Raw genomic sequence first — 19025 nt, forward strand, 5'->3', positions numbered from 1 at the left:
GGATTGCGGCGTTCACCGCCTTGATGCAGCGCAATTGAGTGCACCTCAATTCACGGTCGTTCTGCGTATCAGCCATTTGTCGAGTTCATTGACGAAAAGAATCGACGAGGCGGCGACGCAGATCCAGGCCCATTGTGCGAGCGAAATCGGCGTGAGTTGCAGTGTCTCGCGCAACCAGGGGACATACATCGCCGACAGGTGCAGTGCCTGGGACGCGACAATGCTCAAGAGCAGCAGCGGGTTGCCGAGGAAGGCCAATGCAAAGATCGACTTGCGTTCTGAGCGGCTGAGGAAAGTCTGGAAGTTTTCAAATATCACGAAAAGCAGGAGCAGCATGTTTCGTGCTTGCGAAACCTCGTATCCATGCTGCAGCAGCCACCAGAAGACAGCAAAACCTCCAACACCGATGGTCAAAGTCGACAGAACGATTCTGCGAACCATGAGCCGGTCAAAGATCGGTTCCCTCGGGCGGCGGGGCGGTCGCTCCAGTTCGTCTCCCTCCGCCTTTTCGCCCGCCAACGCGACATCCTGAATTCCGTTGGTCACCAGATTGAGCCAGAGCAACTGCACCGGCAGCAGGGGCATGGGCAGACCGAGCGGGATCGCCAGCAGGAAAAGCAACATTTCCGCCGCTCCCGTTGCCACGAGCATGAAGATGACCTTTCGGATATTCGAATAGGCCACACGCCCTTCACGAATACCGCTCACGATGGACGCGAAATTGTCGTCCGATACCACGATGTCGGCACTTTCCTCGGCGACTTCAGTACCCTTTCGCCCCATCGCGACGCCCACATGAGCATGTTTGAGCGCCGGGGCATCATTGACGCCGTCGCCGGTGACGGCGACGAAGTGCCCGTTGCGGGCAAGCGATAACACGATTGCGAGCTTTTGAGCCGGCACAACGCGCGCATAGAGTCGGGCATCTTTCGTCAACGCGTCCAGCCTACCGGGCCCCCCGTCTTCCGCCTTCCGGACATCATCACCCACGACCACCTGATCAGGCCGGAATTTCAGACCTGCCTGGCAGGCGATGGCGGAGGCTGTCCTCGGGTCATCTCCGGTGATCATTGCGACCTCGACGCCGGCCGCATGACAATCCCGGATAGCTTTGGGTACTTCCGGACGAATAGGATCCTGCATACCCGCAAGCCCCAGGAAGACAAGGTCGACGAGATGATGGTGACCAAATGTGCGGTCATTGGCCGCCTTGATCTCGCCCTCCGCAAAGGCGAGCACGCGCAGGCCGCGTCCTGCCATCTCCTCCTTTTGCGCGAGGAGCCCCTCACGGTCGATCGGCACGTTACGATTACCCGCATCCATGCGATCGGCCATATCGATCAAGGTTTCGGCCGACCCCTTGGCGAACATGTGGACACTCTCTCCCCGCTGATGGAAGGAGGCTGCATATTTTAGATCAGGCTCATAGGGGATGCGTGCCAGAAGCGGATAAGCATCCTGCATGACCCTATGCTCAAGACCCGCTTTGCGGGCAGCTGCCAGAAGCGCCACGTCGACTGTATCTCCGATGCCCTGCCACCCGGCTTCCTGTTTGGTGAGCGCGCCCTCGTTCGGCAATGAGGCAGCCTTGAGCAGGCGTGCGGCCTTTTGACGGGCGTCTGCCACACTCATGTTTGGGCCGCGGATCTCGCAACTATCGAGATCCGTGCCAGCGTCAAGTTCGAGGCAAGTGCCGTCGGGAAGCCGGATATCGGTAATTGTCAGCTCGTTGAGGGTCAGAGTGCCTGTTTTGTCGGTAGCGATCATCGTGCACGAGCCAAGGGATTCAACCGCCGTCATGTGCCGGACGATCACATTTTGCTTGGCCATGCGGCGCATGCTGATGGCCAGCGCGATTGATATGGCGATCGGCAAACCTTCGGGAACCGCGCTGACCGCAAGTCCGATCGACATCATCAACAGCTCGTTCCAAGGCAACCCTCTTATCAATCCGACCGTGATAAGCACGGCACTGGCGATGCCGACCAGCCAGGCGATCCTGTTAGAGAAATGCGCCAGCCGGATCATCAGCGGCGGCTTGGAAATGGACGCTTTGCCGACTTCAGAAGCGATTTTGCCGATTTGGGTTGAGGGGCCGGTGGCCGTCACCAGACCCTTGCCGCGGCCACGGGTGACCAACGATCCCGCAAATGCAAGGTCCGAGTTCCGATGTTCCCCAGGCACATCGGCAAGGCCAATGTGCTTGTGGACCGGCGCTGATTCCCCTGTCAGCAGCGATTCATCGCACAGCAGGCCGTTCGCCTCGATAAGAGTGATATCAGCAGGAATTTTGCCGCCGGCCTCAATGCGGATGAGATCGCCGGGAACCAGCAAACGAGCGTCGATCTCCCGTGCTTCTCCGTCACGAATGACGTTCGCATAGGGCTGCTCAAGATTGCGCAGCGCAGCGGCTGCGCGGCTGGCCGAATGTTCCTGAATGCCACCAATCAACCCATTCAGCAGAAGGACGATGGCGATAAAAACGGCATCTTCGGGTTCACTGACGGCGAGCGATACTGCAGCTGCGACAAGGAGGATGTAAATCAGTGGACTGCGGAATTGCCTTATGAAGATCAGCAACAGAGACGCCGCTCTGGGCTCGGGGATGGTGTTCGGACCGAATTGCACCAGGCGCTCGGCAGCCTCAACACTGGTCAGTCCTCCAGGCCCTTGTCCGGTGGCCTGGACGTCACGAGGCAATTGAGCGGTGGCGGTCATGCGACACTCCAGATCAGACGGTTGATCGTCGCGAGAAAGAGCCGACGATGATCCCGGAGTGTAGTGTTCATGATGCTCCTGGACATTGATATCGGTCAACGTCAGCATCTGATCTTGAACAGGCGCGACGGCGAATCCACGCCCGCGACGCGTTCAGGACAGCCAGTTTCTTCTTCGAGCAGGTTTGCCCGCGGATCCCAAGGCCACCTCCACATGGGCACCCTTTGGAATTATATATGGCTGGCACTGATCCGTCGCCTTGGATGAGCCTTACGACTGCGATTGCCTTGCTCGCCCGCTAGAACCGGCGCTGTCCCAGCCGGGTCCGCCTGCAATTCTGGCTCAGCAAGGTTTCGATCCGGACATGCGCATCACTGGTCCCATTTCCAATCGCGGATTTCCGGCATGTCCTCGCCATATTCGCGCACATAACGGGTATGTTCCACGAGTTTGCTCTCAAGAGCGGCGATGGCCGCATCGGCATTCTCCTTCAGGCCAGGCACGCGCTTGATCGCCTCTATCGCCAGGTGAAAGCGGTCGAGCTCGTTCAAAACAGTCATATCGAATGGCGTCGTCGTGGTGCCTTCCTCGATGAAGCCGCGAACGTGGATGTTCCCGTGGTTGGTGCGTTTGTAGGTCAGCCGGTGGATGAGGGCGGGGTAGCCGTGATAGGCAAAGATGATCGGCCGGTCTTTGGTGAACAGGCGGTCGAACGCGTCGTCAGATAGGCCGTGCGGATGATGCTCTTGCGACTGAAGGGAAAGCAGGTCGACCACGTTGACGACCCGGATGCTGAGTTCAGGGATTGCCTCGCGCAGCAGCTTCACGGCCGCCAGCGCCTCCAGGGTCGGTACATCTCCCGCGCAGGCCATCACGACGTCTGGCTCAACCGAGCCCTCCTCGTTGCTGGCCCAGTCCCATATGCCGATACCGGCTTCACAGTGCTTTGCCGCCTCGTCGATCGTCAGCCACTGAGGCTCTGGCTGCTTGCCCGCGACGATGACGTTGATGCGGTCCCAGGTTCTCAGGCAGTGATCGCCGACCCAAAGCAGAGTATTGGCATCCGGGGGCAAATAGATCCGCACCGTGTCGGCTCTCTTGTTGGCAACAAGGTCCAAGAAGCCAGGATCCTGATGGCTGAAGCCATTATGATCCTGCCGCCAGACATGCGATGTCAGCAGGTAGTTGAGCGACGATACCGGTTTGCGCCATGGAAGCTCCCGCGACACCTTCAACCATTTGGCGTGCTGGTTGAACATCGAATCGATAATGTGGATGAAAGCTTCGTAGCAGGAAAACAACCCGTGGCGGCCGGTGAGCAGGTAGCCTTCCAGCCAACCCTGGCACAGATGCTCACTCAGGACTTCCATCACTCGGCCATCACGCGAGAGTTGGACGTCGTATGGTTCGATCGCCTCCATCCAGACACGATTGGTAACTTCGAATACGCTCCCAAGGCGGTTCGATTCCGTTTCGTCGGGACCGAAAATCCGGAAATTGGCATTGTCGTCGTTGAGCTTGAGGACGTCACGCAGATAGTGCCCGAGAATTTCGGTCGTCTGCACCATGGAACCGCCGCGGGTGCTCACGGGCACGGCATAGTCCCGGATCGAAGGTACGACAAGTTCCTTGCGAAGCAGTCCGCCATTGGCATGAGGATTGGTACCCATACGCCGCTCACCCATCGGCGCCAGTGCCTGCAGCTCGGGCTTGAGCCGTCCGCCGACATCGAAAAGGTCTTGCGGATCGTAGCTGCGCATCCAGTCTTCGAGAATCTTGCGGTGGTCGGCATTTCCCCGGCAATTGGCCACCGGCACCTGATGCGCCCGCCAGAAGCCCTCGACCTTCTTGCCGTCGACTTCCTTCGGGCCGGTCCAGCCCTTCGGGCTGCGCAGCACGATCATCGGCCAGCGCGGGCAACCGTCCTGTGACGAACCATCGCGCGCGTCTTGCTGAATAGTGCGAACACGGTCGAAAACCGCGTCGAGCGTCGCTGCCATCTGCCGGTGCATGTCCGCCGGTTCATGTCCTTCAACAAAAAACGGTTCGTAGCCAAGGCCACGAAAGAGATTGCCGAGATCTTCGTCACTTGTGCGGGCCAACAGCGTCGGATTGGCGATCTTATAGCCGTTCAAATGCAGGATAGGTAAAACGGCGCCGTCGCGGGCCGGATTGAGGAACTTGTTTGACTGCCAACTCGCGGCAAGCGGCCCGGTCTCAGCCTCGCCGTCACCGATAACGCAGGCTACGATGAGGTCCGGATTGTCGAACGCCGCGCCATAGGCGTGTATAAGCGCATAACCGAGCTCACCGCCCTCGTGGATGGAGCCGGGCGTTTCCGGCGCGGCATGGCTGGGAATTCCGCCCGGGAAGGAAAACTGTCGGAACAGCTTCTGCATGCCGGCGGCGTCCTGCGATATATCCGGATAGATTTCGCTGTAGCTGCCTTCGAGATAAGTGCTTGCAACCATACCCGGCCCGCCATGACCCGGCCCGCAGACGTAGATCATGCTGAGATCGCGATTTCGAATGATGCGATTGAGGTGGGTATAGATGAAGTTGAGGCCGGGCGTCGTCCCCCAGTGACCGAGCAGACGGGGCTTGATATGCTCCGCCTGTAGCGGTTCACGCAGCAGCGGGTTGTCGAGAAGATAGATCTGTCCAACGGACAGATAGTTGGCGGCGCGCCAGTAGCGGTCGATCAGTGTCAGTTCTTCCGAAGTTATCGCAGGACTTGGGGCCAGGGAGGTATCTGACTGCATCGGTTTGTTCCTTTGGTACATCGGGAGCGTCGCGCCAGAGGCGGACCGTATCCACGATCGACTTATGAATGCGGTGGAAAATCCCGCGAACTGATGACGGCGAGGCATTCTTCTGCGATCACCATTTCCTCGTCCGTTGAAATAACGTAAACAGCGATCCGGCTCGTGGCAGTGCTGATCTTGAATGCGTTCATGTCATTGGCGCGCCTATCCAGCTCGACACCAAGCCAAAGAAGCCTTTCGCTGACGAGTTCGCGAACCCTCGGTTGGTTCTCACCGATGCCTGCCGTGAACACCAGGGCGTCAAGTCCCTTGAGCGTCGACGCAAGCCGACCGATTTCACCGGCGATCCGCAGGGTAAAGAGGTCGATTGCTTCCCTAGCCGCTGGCCCATTGTCGTCTAGCAACACCCGGACATCGCCGCTCAGTCCCGAGACACCGAGCAGACCACATTGATGGTAGAGCATTTCCTCCACCTCCCCGACAGTCTTTCCGAGCGGTCCCAGGAAATGCAGGAGCACACCGGGATCGAGCCAGCCGGGACGCGTAGCCATCGGGATACCGTCGAGCGTTGAAAAGCCCATGCTGGAATCGCGACTGGTCCCGTTATCGATCGCGCACAGGCTGGCGCCGCTGCCAAGATGAGCCACTATGATCTTGCCATGGGCGACTTCCGGCGACTTCGAGGCCAAGGTACTTGAAACGGATTGGTAGGAAAGACCGTGGAACCCGTATCGCTTGATACCTCGCTCGTGATAGACGCGCGGAATTGCGAACCGGCGCACGAGATCCAGCTGCGTGGCGTGAAACGTGGTATCGAATGAAGCGGTCTGGAAAAGATCCGGCCGCAGGTGTTTGACCGCTCTGACAAGTCGCAGCGCCTGTGGCTGGTGAAGTGGCGCAAGATCCGTCAGCGACGTGATCTGCTCGAGGGTCCTGGCAGTCAACTCGGCTGGACCGGAGAAGAGATCGCCGCCATGAACGACCCTGTGGCCTGCAGCCGTTACCGAACCAAGACCGGACAGCGCCCTGAAGACCTCTTCCATCAGTTCCGACAAATCGTCGCTTCTGTTACTCAGTCGAGCAAGGTCGAGGTGCGTCGTAGCTTCCTTCACAGTCAGCTGCAGCGAATGGGAGCCGAAATCAACAACCGCCTTGCCCCTCCGCTCCAGCCCCTTGTCACCCAACTCGAAGATGCCAATCTTGACCGTCGATGAGCCGGCATTGAACGTGAGGAGGAGGTTGCCCGTCATAGGATCGCCTTTGGCTCATTTCGTTTGGCGGCGGTCAGCACGGCCAGGGCTGCCGAGGCCATGCGAACCTTGGCCGAATCCGCACGGCTTGTCAGGATAATGGGAACGCGCGCGCCAAGGACAAGTCCAGCCGCATCCGCGCCTGCGAAATAGATGAGTTGTTTGGCCAGCATGTTTCCGGCTTCGAGATCGGGAACCAGAAGGATGTCTGCCTGGCCTGCCACTTCGGAATTGATGCATTTGGCCTGCGCGGCCGTGATGCTGATGGCGTTGTCGAAGGCAAGCGGACCATCGACAGTCGCGCCTTCGATCTGGCCGCGCACAGCCATCACCGTTAGGGCAGCGGCGTCTAGCGTTGCAGGCATCTTGCTGTTGACGGTTTCGACGGCTGCGAGCACTGAAACGAGCGGTCTTTCAACGCCGAGAAGCCGCATGAGATCGATGGCGTTCTGGCAAATGTCCCTTTTTTGATCGAGGTTCGGCCGAATATTGATTGCAGCATCGGTGATGACCAGCAGCTTGTTGTAAGCGGGCACATCCATCACGTAAACGTGACTGATGCGGCGGTCTGTTCGAAGCCTCGACGCGGGTGACACGACGGCGGAAAGCAGTTCGTCACTGTGTATGCTGCCCTTCATCAACGCAGCGACCTTGCCGGTCGAGGCGAGTTCAACGGCGCGGTCCGCTGCAGCATGGCTGTGCTCGACCGGCTCAATGTCGATACCAGCGAGGGAAAGCACCGCCGCCTCGGCAATCGCCCTGATCCTGTGCTCTGGCCCAACCAGCAACGGATCGAGAAGCCCTTGGGTTTTCAGATCAATCGCAGAGCGGAGGGTTTCCTCTGAACAGGGATGGACCACTGCCGTCCGCATCGGTGAAAGGGCGATCGCTTTGCGGACGAATGAATCGTAACGACCGTGTCCCGGCATCGTGTCCATTGGCCAATCCGTTCCTTTGCAGAGTTGCACGATGAGCGACAGCTTCGATCCCTGCGTCGCTCCGAACGGAGCGATTTCTCTGAATTGGTCAACGCAACATATGCGAAACCTCGCCGCCGTCGAGCGGGGCGGCGTCGGGTGATGGCTGTGGCTTGAAATCTCGGCGCAGCACGACCACGGTCGGGTCGTCTTCGTCGTCGCAGACCTGAAACTTCATATCGCGCTCCAGCTCGATCGCCGCGTGGTTTTCACGGTTTTCCAGGGACTCGATGCTCTTGAAATTGTGCCGCTCCGCATAGCGGCAGATATGCGCGAGCATTTCCCAGCTTATTCCCTGATGTTTGAAGTCATTGCGGATCGTGAGCGCGACTTCTCCGCGCTGAGCATCTTCGCCAGCCGCAAGCATTGCCACTGCCAACAGCGCTTCATTCGGAGCGAAGGCCAGGAAGTTCACGACCCGAGGATCGTCGGCGCGCGTCATTTCGAGGAGCCGTTCGTGAGATACGGTCTTCATGCCGGAGAGGAACCGAAATCGGATGTCCTCCGGGGTTACGTGTGTGAAAAACTCGGCCACGATCGCTTCGTCTTGCGGCGTGGCGTGGCGTACATGGAAACGGAAACCAGTGCGCGTGGTCAGGTCGTCATCGGTATCTTCGAGCATCTCATGTCTCCTTCGAGCCTGCACAACGGTCGTTGGCTAGCGCCGTTCAGTTGGGTCAGCCGCTGCGCCCTGTGGTCAAGGATAATAGCGATCCAATCTGGCTGCGCTTTGATCTAGCGCAACAACAACGCTTCATTTTGGATGCTGCGATCCCTGTGAGCCACCTGTGGCACCTCAGCTAGGTGGTATCCTCCCCTTGGGTGGTTGAAAGGCGGCAAAACGTGCTTCGGTCCGCAAATTGAGAGGAAAACCGCTGACGAGCGCGGTCGCGTGACGCCTGTCTGGTGTTTTCGAAAGCAGGTTCGACGGCGGCAATCTGATCTTTGACCCACGTCAATGCATTGTGTGCCGGGGCATGGTGAACTTGATGATCTGACCACGGCATCAGAAAGGTTTGCAAATGATCACTGAGGACCAGTCGGCAACCATCTCCTTTCTCAAGGACGCATTGTCCTTGAATGCGGCGCCCGTCGAGATGATGGAGACTCACATCTCGCGCATTTTTTTGGTGGGGCAGCGAGCCTATAAGATGAAACGTGCTGTGAAGCTGCCATATGCTGATTTTTCCTCAGCGGAGAAGCGGTTAGCGGCGTGTCGCAAAGAGGTCGAGCTGAACACCCCGACAGCGCCCGGCATTTATCTCGGGGTCAAGACTATCACACGGGAAAATAACGGCGGCCTTGCGCTTGGCGGCGAAGGACAGCTGCTCGATGCTCTCGTGGAGATGAAGCGTTTCGATCAGTCTTTACTGCTCGACCAGATTGCCATTTCAGGGGGATTGACGCCGACGATGGTGGCCTCGCTTGCGAAGGCGATCGTCAAGGCTCATCGTCATGCACCGATCATACACGGCAGCAGTGGCACCGCCAATATGGCGGCTGTGCTGAAGGTGAACGAGGCTGGCTTTGCGACAAGCCATGTCTTTTCAGAAAAGGAGGTCCACGACTTGACTGCGGCCTTCAACCGGCGCCTGACGCAGCTTGCCAATCTCTTGGACCGACGGGAACGATCTGGCAAAGTGCGGCGTTGCCATGGCGACTTGAACCTCCGCAACATATTCTTGCTAGAGGGCGAACCATGCTTGTTCGATTGCATCGAGTTTAACGACCAGATCGCCACGACCGATATACTATACGACCTCGCCTTCATGCTGATGGATCTCTGGCATCGCGGACATCCCGAACTCGCTAACCTCGTCATGAATCGATATCTCGACGAGACAGACGAGGATGACGGATTTGGCGCGCTGCCATTCTTCATCGCCGTGCGTGCTGCCGTCCGGGCGCATGTGATCGCCACACAGGCGGAAGATGCAGGTGACTTGGCAACGACGTTTGCGGGCGAAGCGCGATCCTATTTCCAGCTTGCCCAGTCTCTGTTGCAGCCGGTGGCGGGGCAGCTTGTTGCCATTGGTGGTCTGAGTGGTTCGGGCAAGTCAACACTGGCGGAAACGCTCGCGCCGCGTATCGGGCTTGCCCCTGGGGCACGTCTCATCGAGAGCGATCGTATCCGCAAGGCGATGCATGGCTTGCCGCCACAGACGAGGCTGCCGCAGGCTGCGTATCGACCTGAAATTTCTGCAAAAGTCTATCAGGAGATGGTCTGGCGGGTCCGCCTCATACTCGCGGAAGGTGGCACGGTGGTGGCGAACGCAGTCTTCGAAAAGGCGCACAATCGACAGATGATCGAAAAGGCGGCGGCCGAGGGCCGACATGCGTTTTCGGCCTTCTGGCTTCATGGAGATCCGGCATTGCTTCACCGGCGGGTTGCAACGAGGGTTGGAGGCACTTCCGATGCGACCGTTGATATACTGGTGCGCCAACTCTCTCATGAGATAGGCGACATTGAGTGGCTGCGGATGGATGCCAGCCAGCCTACCGAAGCACTCTGCCACGATATCCTATGCCGCCTCCACGGGCAGCCCCTGGTATCCGTCTCGATGGGCGAAAACGCTTGAGTTCCCTCGGCTCCATTCCGCTTAGTTTCTTTTGTCTTCGACCGGATCGATACTGACCTTCGCAAAGGTATCCGACAGAACGATCCGCGGGTTTCTGTACTGGGTCGAAGTGCCAGTGCGTTGGATAGTCTATGCGGCCGAAACGACCAAGGTGTCCGGAGCGGCATTTCTTGGGATGTCCAGAATATCTAAACTGAATTCGCCTGGGCCGCGGACGATATAGCCACGCGCGCTTTATGCGACCTTGTGCTGATCGGACCGCAGGCCACGCGCGCCGAAGAGTTTCGCAAGCGGGTGATCGATGGAGCCCTGTTCCACTCGCCGACGCCGATCATGCTCAACCCATCAGTCCTCGCGATCGATCCAGCTCCAAAAACAGTTCTGCTCGCCTGGGAATCGAGCGATGAGGCGGCCCGGGCCGCCCGCCAATCCTTGGGTTTTCTGCTGTCGGCCGGCGCAGTCCATGTGACGCTGGTCGATCCCTTCCCGACCCGCTCGACCGAGGGTGAAGAGTTGGGCGCCAAAGCGGTGACTTTCCTTTCACGTCACGGCATCAAGGCCGATGTCAACCGCCTCGCAACAAGGGGTCGTTCGGTCGCTGAACCGCTGCGGCAGCACACAAGCGACGTTTCCGCCGACATGATCGTCATGGGCGCCTACAACCACTCGCGCTTGAGGCAGCGGTTTTTCGGCGGTGTCACGCAGTCGATGCTCCCAAAGGCGAGCGTGCCGCTTTTTCTGGCGCATTGAAGCAGTGGGACATGTCCTGCAAGCACCGGCTCCCCGACGGGCTGGTGCTCGAAGATGACCGCAATTGACAAGCCCGGGTTCGGGTATCGCGGACTTAACGCATCCCCCATCAGAATGTGGGCTCTGGGACTCGCCATTCAGCCGGTCGAGCTTGTCCCCGAGTAAGCGTAGATCGCAAGGTGCTCGCCGCGCCCACCTAACGGCTCACGACCGACCTCCTGCCATGCGGAAAATTGTCCCGAGCGCATCACTACGATCTCAGAAGCCAGCAGCGCTGTATTAAACCGCTTGGTGGCCTGTTCGATCTTAGCAGCCACATTGACGACGTCGCCAAGCACTGTGAACTCAATTCGTTTGTCGTCTCCAATAAGACCGCAATAGACCTCGCCCGTGTGGATGCCGATCCCAATCCGTATAGGAGGATCAAATCCGCGCTTCGCGTTCCATTGATCCAAGAGTACGAGAAGCTCCTGGGCACAAGCTACAGCGCGGGTACAGTCATCACTCTGGGGATTTGGAATGCCGAATACAAGCAGTGCGCCATCCCCAATGAACTTGTCGACCACGCCGCCGAAGGCCCCCGCCGCATGCGTCACCCGTCGCCGAAAGGAGGAGATGAAGATGGACAGCCGCGCCGGATCCATGCCCTCCGCATAAGCTGTGAACCCCCGTATATCGACGAACAGGATGGTAGCCTGTTGGCGGCGCCCTTGCCGCCACGTGGAGATATCACTCTCCCCCACCAATGGCGCGATCTCGGATGGCAGGAATCGAGCGAGGTTTGCCCGGCCGGTTGTCTCGCTGACAGCGCGCATGAGAAGGCGCCGAGAACGCAGCATTGCGAGTGCCGTTGTGAGACCGACTAGCGTGAGCATGACGGCCCGCATGAGATAAGGCGGCAGCGAGAACAGGCGACCAAGGCTCGCCTTCAGGTCAGCAGGAAATGCAGCGATCCCAAAGCCCTCCTGGAACGAGCGAAAGCCAAGCGCGGAAACGACGCCAACCAGAGCGATCATTGTTACAAAGGTGGCCCACACTTGAACGAGTGGCCGATATCGAAGGGCGCCGACGGCGAGACCGAGAGGTACGAGCCAGATGGTCGGTACTGCGGCGACCCAGTTGCCGCCTAGACCAATGCCTTCCAAGCCGAAAAATAGACTGGTTCCGAGAATGGCCGCGTCACCGGTAACGAGCACAAATGCCATCCATGGCCTGAACCAGTGGCGGATAACCAAGAGCAACGATACGATACCGAGGGCTAGAAATGCCCCGACCGTGAACAGGGCTGTGACACGAACTCGGCTCAGGCTGTATTCATCGGAAAGCTCGGCGGTCCCTGACGAAACGAGTAGACCACTCGCGAGGAGGGCGAGCCCCACGGCGATTCGAACCCATCCAATCGCATACTCCGCTTCAATCTCCGATTCCCGGAACAGCTTATCTACAGAAGCGCTTGTCGGGACCGAGCGGCCCGAATGGGATAGATTGGCGATCATTCGAAAAAGCCACCCCAACAGATCCCTCCAGGCACTCAGACGACAGGCACGCGAGATGACTTCGACGAGGCTGTGGCCACCCTAATATCATATTTAAGTGTGCAGCACTTTTTGAATTTTCGCGAGCTACGTTCTGTTGATCTCCGACGGGGGTAAATTCCGAACGATGCACGGCGATTAATATCGCTCTGGCCCCAAAGCTTCGGGTGCTCAGCAGACGTGGGTGCGTTGCGTGAGCTTGCCCTGCAAAGACTACCGTTGCGTGCGTGCGCAAGCGGCCACCGGCTTTCAGGAACCAGACAGAGTGCGCGGCAACTTGGAGAAGCCAGTGCCGGATCAGGACGGGCATGGCGAGCCCCGTTAATCGACACAAAATGCGGTGGTGGCTGGGGCTGAAAACAGGCGTCATCATCATGGGGATGATTGATGTAACGCAAAGCAGCAACTTCGCCTCAGGGGTATCATAAATGTTGGCACTGGAATGTCGTGAGAAACGACAGTGCTGCGGCAGTCGCCTCCAGTTCCTATATCTCAAAAGGAGAACGCATATGACGTTGACAAAATTGGCATGCGTGGCAACGGTCACCACACTTTTTTCAGGCAGCGCCATGACTATGACCTTCGCGCAGACGGCCCCGGCCGCGGACCAGAATTTACAGTCGGGGTCCTCGGAGATGATGCCAGGTGCGATGATGGGGCGAGCCGGTATGATGGGCGGAATGCGCGGCGGTGCAATGCGTGGTCACATGATGAAAATCATGTTCGCCATCGCGGATGTCGATGGAGATGGAGCACTTTCCTTCGAGGAAGTGACGACGATTCACAAACGGGTGTTCGACAACGTCGATGCAAACAAGGATGGCAAGGTAACAACCGAGGAGATGCAAGGTTTTATGCGGGACCAATAGGAGCCACTTACAGTGGCCTTTTTTGCCTTGCACCCAAGTAGATTCAGCTCAAATCGATCCGCGCCGACAAGAGAATGGCGGTGCGGATCGCATCGAAGCTGATGGCTGTGCCTTGCATCGGGCATAGCATCGGCACGAGTGCTCCGCACCGAGTTTGAAGGCTGGCCGCCGACGCCGCTGCACCGCGTAGCAGATGGTCCCAACAGTCGGCATCGCGGTAACCTCGCGCCGCTCGGCGTGGGGGTCTTCGTATACTCCAGCCGATACGATGAGGCGGAGAGCCCGGCCAACGCGTCGAACAGCAGATGGCCAGATCCTTTTTGCCCTGGTTCCAGCCGCCCTTGATCAGCGTCAAAGATGGTACTGTCGATCGTAAGATTCATTGTTTCAAGCGCCTCGATACCCTCCCACATGCCGGCATTTCGCGCGGTTAGAACGGTGGCGAACAGTTTCACACTCACCTTGATCGACTTAATCGCTGAAATCTTCTATGGGCGCGCCGAAGATCAGTTCGGTTCTTCCAACGCTCGGCGGATCCTGCGGATGATCACGCCTCGTGCTTTCTCGTCAGCGGCCGATGCCAATTGCTCCTGAAGATCAAGAATGAGAGCTTGAACGTCATTGTGCCAGTCGCGATGGCCCGCTTGCACCGGATCGATGCGCGGAGGAGGCGCTGCCGGAGAGATGTCCACGCCGCCTTCAGCGTCCAGACGATAGGCAGCGTCCAGCCGGGGCACAACGATCTGGTCCGGCCGAAGGAAACCCGACAGTCGCTGGCGCAGCCCCGCGAGGGCCTCCGCTTCGCCATGAACCAGGAAGATATCCTTCCTGATCGGCAGCCGCGCCTTAACCCATGCTTCGAGTTCCGTGCCGTCCGCATGACCGCTGTAGACGTCCAGTTTGCGAATTCTGGCGCGCACCATGATATCGTCGCCCTGAATTTTTACGATCGAGGCCCCGTCCGACAGGATACGTCCCAGTGTTCCGGCAGCCTGATAACCGACAAGCAGGACTGTTCCCTCTTCGCGCCAGAGCCAGTTCCTGAGCCGATGTCGAATACGGCCGGCCTCGCACATTCCGCTTGCTGCAATCACGATGTGAAATCCGTGAATGGAATCGATGGCTTTCGACTGTTCCGCACTTTCGGTGAACCGGACATTCCTCGACCTCATGGCCCGTACCAAAGCATCGCCGTTCTGGAGAACCCGCGCGTATTTTTGAAAAATCTGGCTGGCGCGGGCGGCCAGCGGCGAATCGATAATGACCGGGCATGATGCAATCTCGTGTCTTTCCATCAGGATGATCAGATCGGCCAGAAGTTCCTGCGTCCTTTCCACCGCAAAGGAAGGGATGATGAGCGCTCCGTCGCGATGGCGCGCAGCTGCCTTGACTTCGTCACACAGCCTGCTTCGCCGTGTCTCTTCGGACACCTCGGATCGCGTGGTGTCGCCATAGGTACTCTCGCAAATCATGTAGTCCCATCCTGTTGGTGCTTCCGGATCGAATTGCAGGAGTTTGTGGGACGGGCCGAGATCGCCGGAAAACAGGATGCGCTGGCGGTTACCACCGTCCCCAACCTCGAGTTCGACAGACGCGGACCCGAGAAGGTGGCCAGCGTTCCAGAAACGGAACCGAACACCTGTCACGACGTCATGCCAAGCCTGGAATGCAATCGCCTGAAACTGCGTCATACACACCGCAGCGTCTGTGGCGTTGTAAATCGGGGCTACCGGCTCCCTTGCGCGTCTTTGGTTGCGCCGGTTCAGGTGCTCGACTTCCATTTCCTGGATATGTGCGGAATCGGCAAGCATGATCGTACACAGATCGAGGGTCGCCGCGGTTGCATAGATAGGCCCGTCAAACCCGTCTTTGACAAGCTTCGGTAATAGTCCGGAGTGATCGATGTGAGCGTGGGTCAGGATCACGGCGTCGATCTGCGACGCGGCAAAGGGGAAGGGACGATAGTTCAGCTCCTTTTCCGTTTTCGATCCCTGGAACATGCCGCAGTCGATGAGAACCCGGTTTCCGTCGTGCTCCAGGAGGAAACAAGAGCCCGTGACGGTCCCGGCGGCACCATGGAAGTGAATGATTGGCTGAGCGTTCATGGTGGGTCTCCTCGCTTCGGTTCGGTATGCCAGCCTAGCTTCGCGTATTGCACGGGCAATGATCCGCATCAAAAGTCTGCGAAATAAACGAAAATCGATCTGTGCGGAGGCTCTTCTCCAACCAGGTTTCAGTCTGAACGGTCCGATATTTCCTATCCTGAGAATGTTTGACGAACAGGATGCTTAAGACGAGCGCGATCATAATGAGGAGCACAAACAACAGGAGCTTTTGCATCACGGTTGCCACTCCTTTCAAAACTGTTGCACTTGCCAGAGCGAGCGACGGTGGAATCTTGGCTTGCAGTTACGACGGATCCCGTGGCATCGTGCCGTCGATCCATGTCCCCCGTTTGCCGGAAACAATATCGATGGCTTCTTCGAGGTTGCCGATTGCCGCTATCTTGCCTGTGAGGGTGGTAAATTCGACTGCCGCGGCGACTTTCGGCCCCATCGATCCAGACGGGAATGCACTCACCTGGAGCGAAGCCGGGTTTACATGCCCCAGGGCGCAAGCGGCCGGTGTGCCGAAATCGCGATAGACCGCATCGACGTCAGTCAGCAAAAGCAGCATGTCCGCTTTCAGGTCTCTTGCAAGCATGGCACTCGCCAGGTCCTTGTCGATAACCGCTTCTACGCCGACCAGAATTCCGTCCTCTCGTTCCACGACTGGAATACCTCCACCCCCTGCGCAGATAACGATAACGCCTTGTTGAACGAGACTGGCAATGACTGGAACCTCCAGGATCGCCAGTGGCCGGGGCGAGGCAACCACCCGGCGCCACTTGTCTCCGTCGGCAGCGATCTTCCATCCCCGCTGGTCGGCCAAAGACCGAGCCGTTGCCAGATCATAGCCTGGTCCAATAAACTTGGTTGGATAGTCAAAAGCCGGATCAGATGGATCGACCTTGATTTGGGTTAGTAGTGTCGCAAACCGGCGGTTGTCGACGACGTTTGCCAGTTCTTGTTCAAGGACATAACCGATCATTCCAGCGCTTTCGGCATCCAGAACGTCGAGGGGAAACGGCGAACCCGGAGGGGTCATAGACTGGAGTGCAAGAAGCCCCACCTGAGGACCGTTCCCGTGCGTAACGACAAGATCATGGCCGGCAGAGATCAATGTTGCCAACGCCGATGCAGCCCGCTTGATATTGGCACGCTGGTTTTCAGCCGTCATACTCTCCCCTCGTTTGAGAAGCGCATTTCCTCCCAGCGCCGCGACAATCAACATCCTAGCCTCCCATCGTTGCGACGAGCAGCGCCTTGATCGTGTGCATCCGGTTTTCCGCCTGATCAAAGACGATGGAAGTTTTGGACTCAAAAACCTCGTCCGTGACTTCCATGCAATCCAAGCCGAACCGTTGGAAAATGCGGGCGCCCACATCCGTATTCCTGTCGTGGAACGCAGGGAGGCAGTGCATGAATTTGGCATAGGGATTTTCCGTCGCGGTCATCACGTCTGTCGTCACGCAGTATGGCGACAGCAGGCGGATGCGGTCGGGCCAGGCAGCCTCGTCCTCACCCATCGAAAGCCAGACATCGGTGTAGACGAAATCCGCCCTCAGGACGCCGGGACGGATATGCTCCCCAATGGAGAAGACCCCGCCGTTCTTTCGAGCCTCGGCCGCGAGATTTTCGATGACGTCGGGGGCAGGCCAGAGCTCTCTTGGCGAAACCACCCGAAAATCCATGCCCACCTTCGCGGCGCCAGTTGCCAGCGAGAGCGCGACGTTATCCCGGCCATCACCGACGAAGGCCATGACCATGTCGGACAAATGCTTATGGGTGAACTCGCGCATTGTCATGAAGTCGGCAAGAACTTGGGTTGGATGCGCTTCATTCGTCAGGCCATTGTAGACGGGAACACCTGCGAATTTCGCAAGGTCTTCCACTGAGCTTTGGGCAAATCCGCGATATTCGATCGCATCGTAGATGCGGCCCAAGACGCGCGCTGTATCCTTCATCGTTTCCTTGTGGCCGATGTGGCTCCCGGAAGGGCCGATATAGGTGACGTGCGCGCCCTGGTCATAGGCCGCCACTTCAAAGCCCGATCGCGTCCGGGTGGAATCCTTCTCAAAGATCAAGGCGATATTTTTCCGCGACAAGCGCGGCTGTTCCGTTCCGGCCAATTTCGCTTGTTTCAAATCGGCCGCCAGCCGGAGCAGAAACCGGATTTCATCCGGGCTGAGATCATCAAGCGTCAGCACGCTGCGTCCATGGAGATTGATCGACATTTTCGGGCCTCCGGTATGAGTTAAATGGGATCGCGGATGAGCGGGCATGTCATGCAGTGACCGCCCCCTCGGCCACGGCTGAGTTCCGCCCCCTCGATGGTGATGACCTCGACACCGGCGCGTCGAAGGAGCGTGTTGGTGTAGACATTGCGGTCATAGGCGAGGACGACCCCGGGTCTGACCGCCACAACATTGTTGCCGTCATCCCATTGCTCCCGCTCTGCCTCGTAGCAGTCACCCCCCGTTGCCACGACGCGCAACGCCTTCAGTCCCAGCGCGGCCGCCACGACCGAGATGAAACTCTCGCTCTCCTCTGTGACGTCGACGCTGCCTTGCGCAGAGCCCGGCCGCAGTGAAAAGCTTCTGATGCGATCAACGACCGGCGGATACATGGTCACCAGATCGCGGTCGCAGAAGGTGAACACCGTGTCGAGATGCATGAAACTGCGGTCTCTGGGCATCAACGCAGCGATCACATGTGTCGCCGTTCCTGTCCTGAAGAGATGGCGCGCCAGAGCATCGACAGCCTGTGCCGTCGTTCTCTCTCCCATGCCGATCAGAACAGCCCCGTTGCCGATCGGCATGACGTCACCCCCCTCAAGGCTCGCTCCGGCGCGCTGCGTGTCCGGGGAGATCAGCGGGAACCCAGCATCGCGAAAGCGCCGATGGTACCGGTAAACAGCTTCGACATTTGTAGCTTCTGGTCTGCGGGCCGGCCAGTACATGGCATTGACAGAGACGGTGCCATAAACCCAACAGGAGCTGTCTCGCGTGAACAACTGATTGGGCAATGGCGGCAAGACGAAGTCTTGCGGCGCAAGGGTGCGGCCGGTCAGACCCGCTGGTTGAAAAGGCAATTCGGCCCGGGCAATCCCGCCCACCAGAAGAGTGGACAGTTGATCGCTGGCCATCTCGTTCAGCCAGCCCCTCAGTTCATCCGCCGTATCAAGGCCGACAACCGAGGCGTCCGCGCGTTGATCGAGAAGCCATTTTCGCGCCTCCGGCAATTCCAGGGTCTCGGACAGGAGTTCACCGAAAGATTGCACCAGTACGCCCTGTTCACGCAGGGCATCAACAAAGATATCGTGTTCCTGCCGCGCACGCTTGACCCAGAGGACGTCATCGAAAAGGAGTGCCTTGCAGTTGTCCGGCGTCAGACGACGCAAACTGAGATCCGGTCGATGGACCATGGCCTCTCGCAACCGACCGGTCTCTGAGTGAACGCCAAGAGTGCTCATGACATTCT

13 protein-coding genes are annotated in these 19025 nt (G+C 58.5%); 3 read left to right on the forward strand and 10 right to left on the reverse strand.

Going from position 1 to position 19025, the window contains the following annotated elements:
• Positions 1 to 45 precede the first annotated feature (45 nt).
• From ACSQ3J_RS29240 to ACSQ3J_RS29260, 5 genes are all read right to left on the reverse strand, one after another.
• Positions 46 to 2718 (reverse strand): cation-translocating P-type ATPase, encoded by a 2673-nt coding sequence (locus tag ACSQ3J_RS29240; protein WP_436040897.1) that lies wholly within the window; start codon positions 2716 to 2718, stop codon positions 46 to 48.
• 371 nt (positions 2719 to 3089) lie between these two features.
• Complete coding sequence (locus ACSQ3J_RS29245; RefSeq protein WP_436040898.1) at positions 3090 to 5480, reverse strand: phosphoketolase family protein; 2391 nt, start codon at positions 5478 to 5480, stop codon at positions 3090 to 3092.
• 62 nt (positions 5481 to 5542) lie between these two features.
• The gene (locus ACSQ3J_RS29250) at positions 5543 to 6733 is read right to left on the reverse strand and encodes an acetate/propionate family kinase (RefSeq protein ID WP_436040899.1); all 1191 of its coding nucleotides are present in this window, start codon (positions 6731 to 6733) and stop codon (positions 5543 to 5545) included.
• Positions 6730 to 7671, reverse strand: coding sequence for a bifunctional enoyl-CoA hydratase/phosphate acetyltransferase (locus tag ACSQ3J_RS29255; RefSeq protein WP_436040900.1), 942 nt, complete (start codon positions 7669 to 7671; stop codon positions 6730 to 6732). Before ACSQ3J_RS29255 ends, ACSQ3J_RS29250 begins: the two co-directional genes overlap by 4 nt.
• A gap of 88 nt (positions 7672 to 7759) precedes the next feature.
• Positions 7760 to 8332: a GNAT family N-acetyltransferase gene (locus ACSQ3J_RS29260; RefSeq protein ID WP_436040901.1), complete on the reverse strand. Its 573-nt coding sequence runs from the start codon at positions 8330 to 8332 to the stop codon at positions 7760 to 7762.
• A gap of 400 nt (positions 8333 to 8732) precedes the next feature.
• Here ACSQ3J_RS29260 and ACSQ3J_RS29265 point away from each other — a divergent pair, with 400 nt between their 5' ends.
• The gene (locus ACSQ3J_RS29265; RefSeq protein ID WP_436040902.1) at positions 8733 to 10289 is read left to right on the forward strand and encodes an AAA family ATPase; all 1557 of its coding nucleotides are present in this window, start codon (positions 8733 to 8735) and stop codon (positions 10287 to 10289) included.
• 246 nt (positions 10290 to 10535) lie between these two features.
• On the forward strand, positions 10536 to 11039 hold the full coding sequence (locus tag ACSQ3J_RS29270) for a universal stress protein (RefSeq protein ID WP_436040903.1): 504 nt from the start codon (positions 10536 to 10538) through the stop codon (positions 11037 to 11039).
• A gap of 137 nt (positions 11040 to 11176) precedes the next feature.
• Here ACSQ3J_RS29270 and ACSQ3J_RS29275 read toward each other — a convergent pair whose 3' ends face one another.
• Positions 11177 to 12535 (reverse strand): adenylate/guanylate cyclase domain-containing protein, encoded by a 1359-nt coding sequence (locus ACSQ3J_RS29275; protein WP_436040904.1) that lies wholly within the window; start codon positions 12533 to 12535, stop codon positions 11177 to 11179.
• A 548-nt stretch (positions 12536 to 13083) separates the two neighbouring features.
• Here ACSQ3J_RS29275 and ACSQ3J_RS29280 point away from each other — a divergent pair.
• Positions 13084 to 13443, forward strand: a complete 360-nt coding sequence (locus tag ACSQ3J_RS29280; protein WP_436040905.1) for an EF-hand domain-containing protein — start codon at positions 13084 to 13086, stop codon at positions 13441 to 13443.
• Positions 13444 to 13949: 506 nt separating this feature from the next.
• Here the strand turns inward: ACSQ3J_RS29280 and ACSQ3J_RS29285 are convergent.
• The 4 genes from ACSQ3J_RS29285 to ACSQ3J_RS29300 form a co-directional block, all read right to left on the reverse strand.
• Positions 13950 to 15548 (reverse strand): MBL fold metallo-hydrolase, encoded by a 1599-nt coding sequence (locus ACSQ3J_RS29285; protein ID WP_436040906.1) that lies wholly within the window; start codon positions 15546 to 15548, stop codon positions 13950 to 13952.
• Between the two features lie 304 nt (positions 15549 to 15852).
• A complete protein-coding gene (arcC, locus tag ACSQ3J_RS29290) occupies positions 15853 to 16776 on the reverse strand; it encodes a carbamate kinase (protein ID WP_060504026.1) in 924 nt (307 codons plus the stop codon).
• A gap of 1 nt (position 16777) precedes the next feature.
• Complete coding sequence (gene argF, locus ACSQ3J_RS29295; RefSeq protein ID WP_436040907.1) at positions 16778 to 17779, reverse strand: ornithine carbamoyltransferase; 1002 nt, start codon at positions 17777 to 17779, stop codon at positions 16778 to 16780.
• Between the two features lie 20 nt (positions 17780 to 17799).
• Positions 17800 to 19017, reverse strand: coding sequence for an arginine deiminase (locus tag ACSQ3J_RS29300; RefSeq protein ID WP_060504029.1), 1218 nt, complete (start codon positions 19015 to 19017; stop codon positions 17800 to 17802).
• Between the last annotated feature and the right edge of the window lie 8 nt (positions 19018 to 19025).

The organism is Rhizobium sp. LjRoot98 (genome assembly GCF_964252935.1).
In the GTDB taxonomy this organism is placed as follows: Bacteria; Pseudomonadota; Alphaproteobacteria; order Rhizobiales; family Rhizobiaceae; genus Pararhizobium.

Excerpts from the sequence above, each read along its gene's own strand:
- ACSQ3J_RS29240 (WP_436040897.1), bottom strand. The coding sequence starts at position 2,718 with ATGACCGCCACCGCTCAATTGCCTCGTGACGTCCAGGCCACCGGACAA.
- ACSQ3J_RS29245 (WP_436040898.1), bottom strand. The coding sequence starts at position 5,480 with ATGCAGTCAGATACCTCCCTGGCCCCAAGTCCTGCGATAACTTCGGAA.
- ACSQ3J_RS29250 (WP_436040899.1), bottom strand. The coding sequence starts at position 6,733 with ATGACGGGCAACCTCCTCCTCACGTTCAATGCCGGCTCATCGACGGTC.
- ACSQ3J_RS29255 (WP_436040900.1), bottom strand. The coding sequence starts at position 7,671 with ATGGACACGATGCCGGGACACGGTCGTTACGATTCATTCGTCCGCAAA.
- ACSQ3J_RS29260 (WP_436040901.1), bottom strand. The coding sequence starts at position 8,332 with ATGCTCGAAGATACCGATGACGACCTGACCACGCGCACTGGTTTCCGT.
- ACSQ3J_RS29265 (WP_436040902.1), top strand. The coding sequence starts at position 8,733 with ATGATCACTGAGGACCAGTCGGCAACCATCTCCTTTCTCAAGGACGCA.
- ACSQ3J_RS29275 (WP_436040904.1), bottom strand. The coding sequence starts at position 12,535 with ATGATCGCCAATCTATCCCATTCGGGCCGCTCGGTCCCGACAAGCGCT.
- ACSQ3J_RS29280 (WP_436040905.1), top strand. The coding sequence starts at position 13,084 with ATGACGTTGACAAAATTGGCATGCGTGGCAACGGTCACCACACTTTTT.
- ACSQ3J_RS29285 (WP_436040906.1), bottom strand. The coding sequence starts at position 15,548 with ATGAACGCTCAGCCAATCATTCACTTCCATGGTGCCGCCGGGACCGTC.
- arcC (WP_060504026.1), bottom strand. The coding sequence starts at position 16,776 with ATGTTGATTGTCGCGGCGCTGGGAGGAAATGCGCTTCTCAAACGAGGG.
- argF (WP_436040907.1), bottom strand. The coding sequence starts at position 17,779 with ATGTCGATCAATCTCCATGGACGCAGCGTGCTGACGCTTGATGATCTC.
- ACSQ3J_RS29300 (WP_060504029.1), bottom strand. The coding sequence starts at position 19,017 with ATGAGCACTCTTGGCGTTCACTCAGAGACCGGTCGGTTGCGAGAGGCC.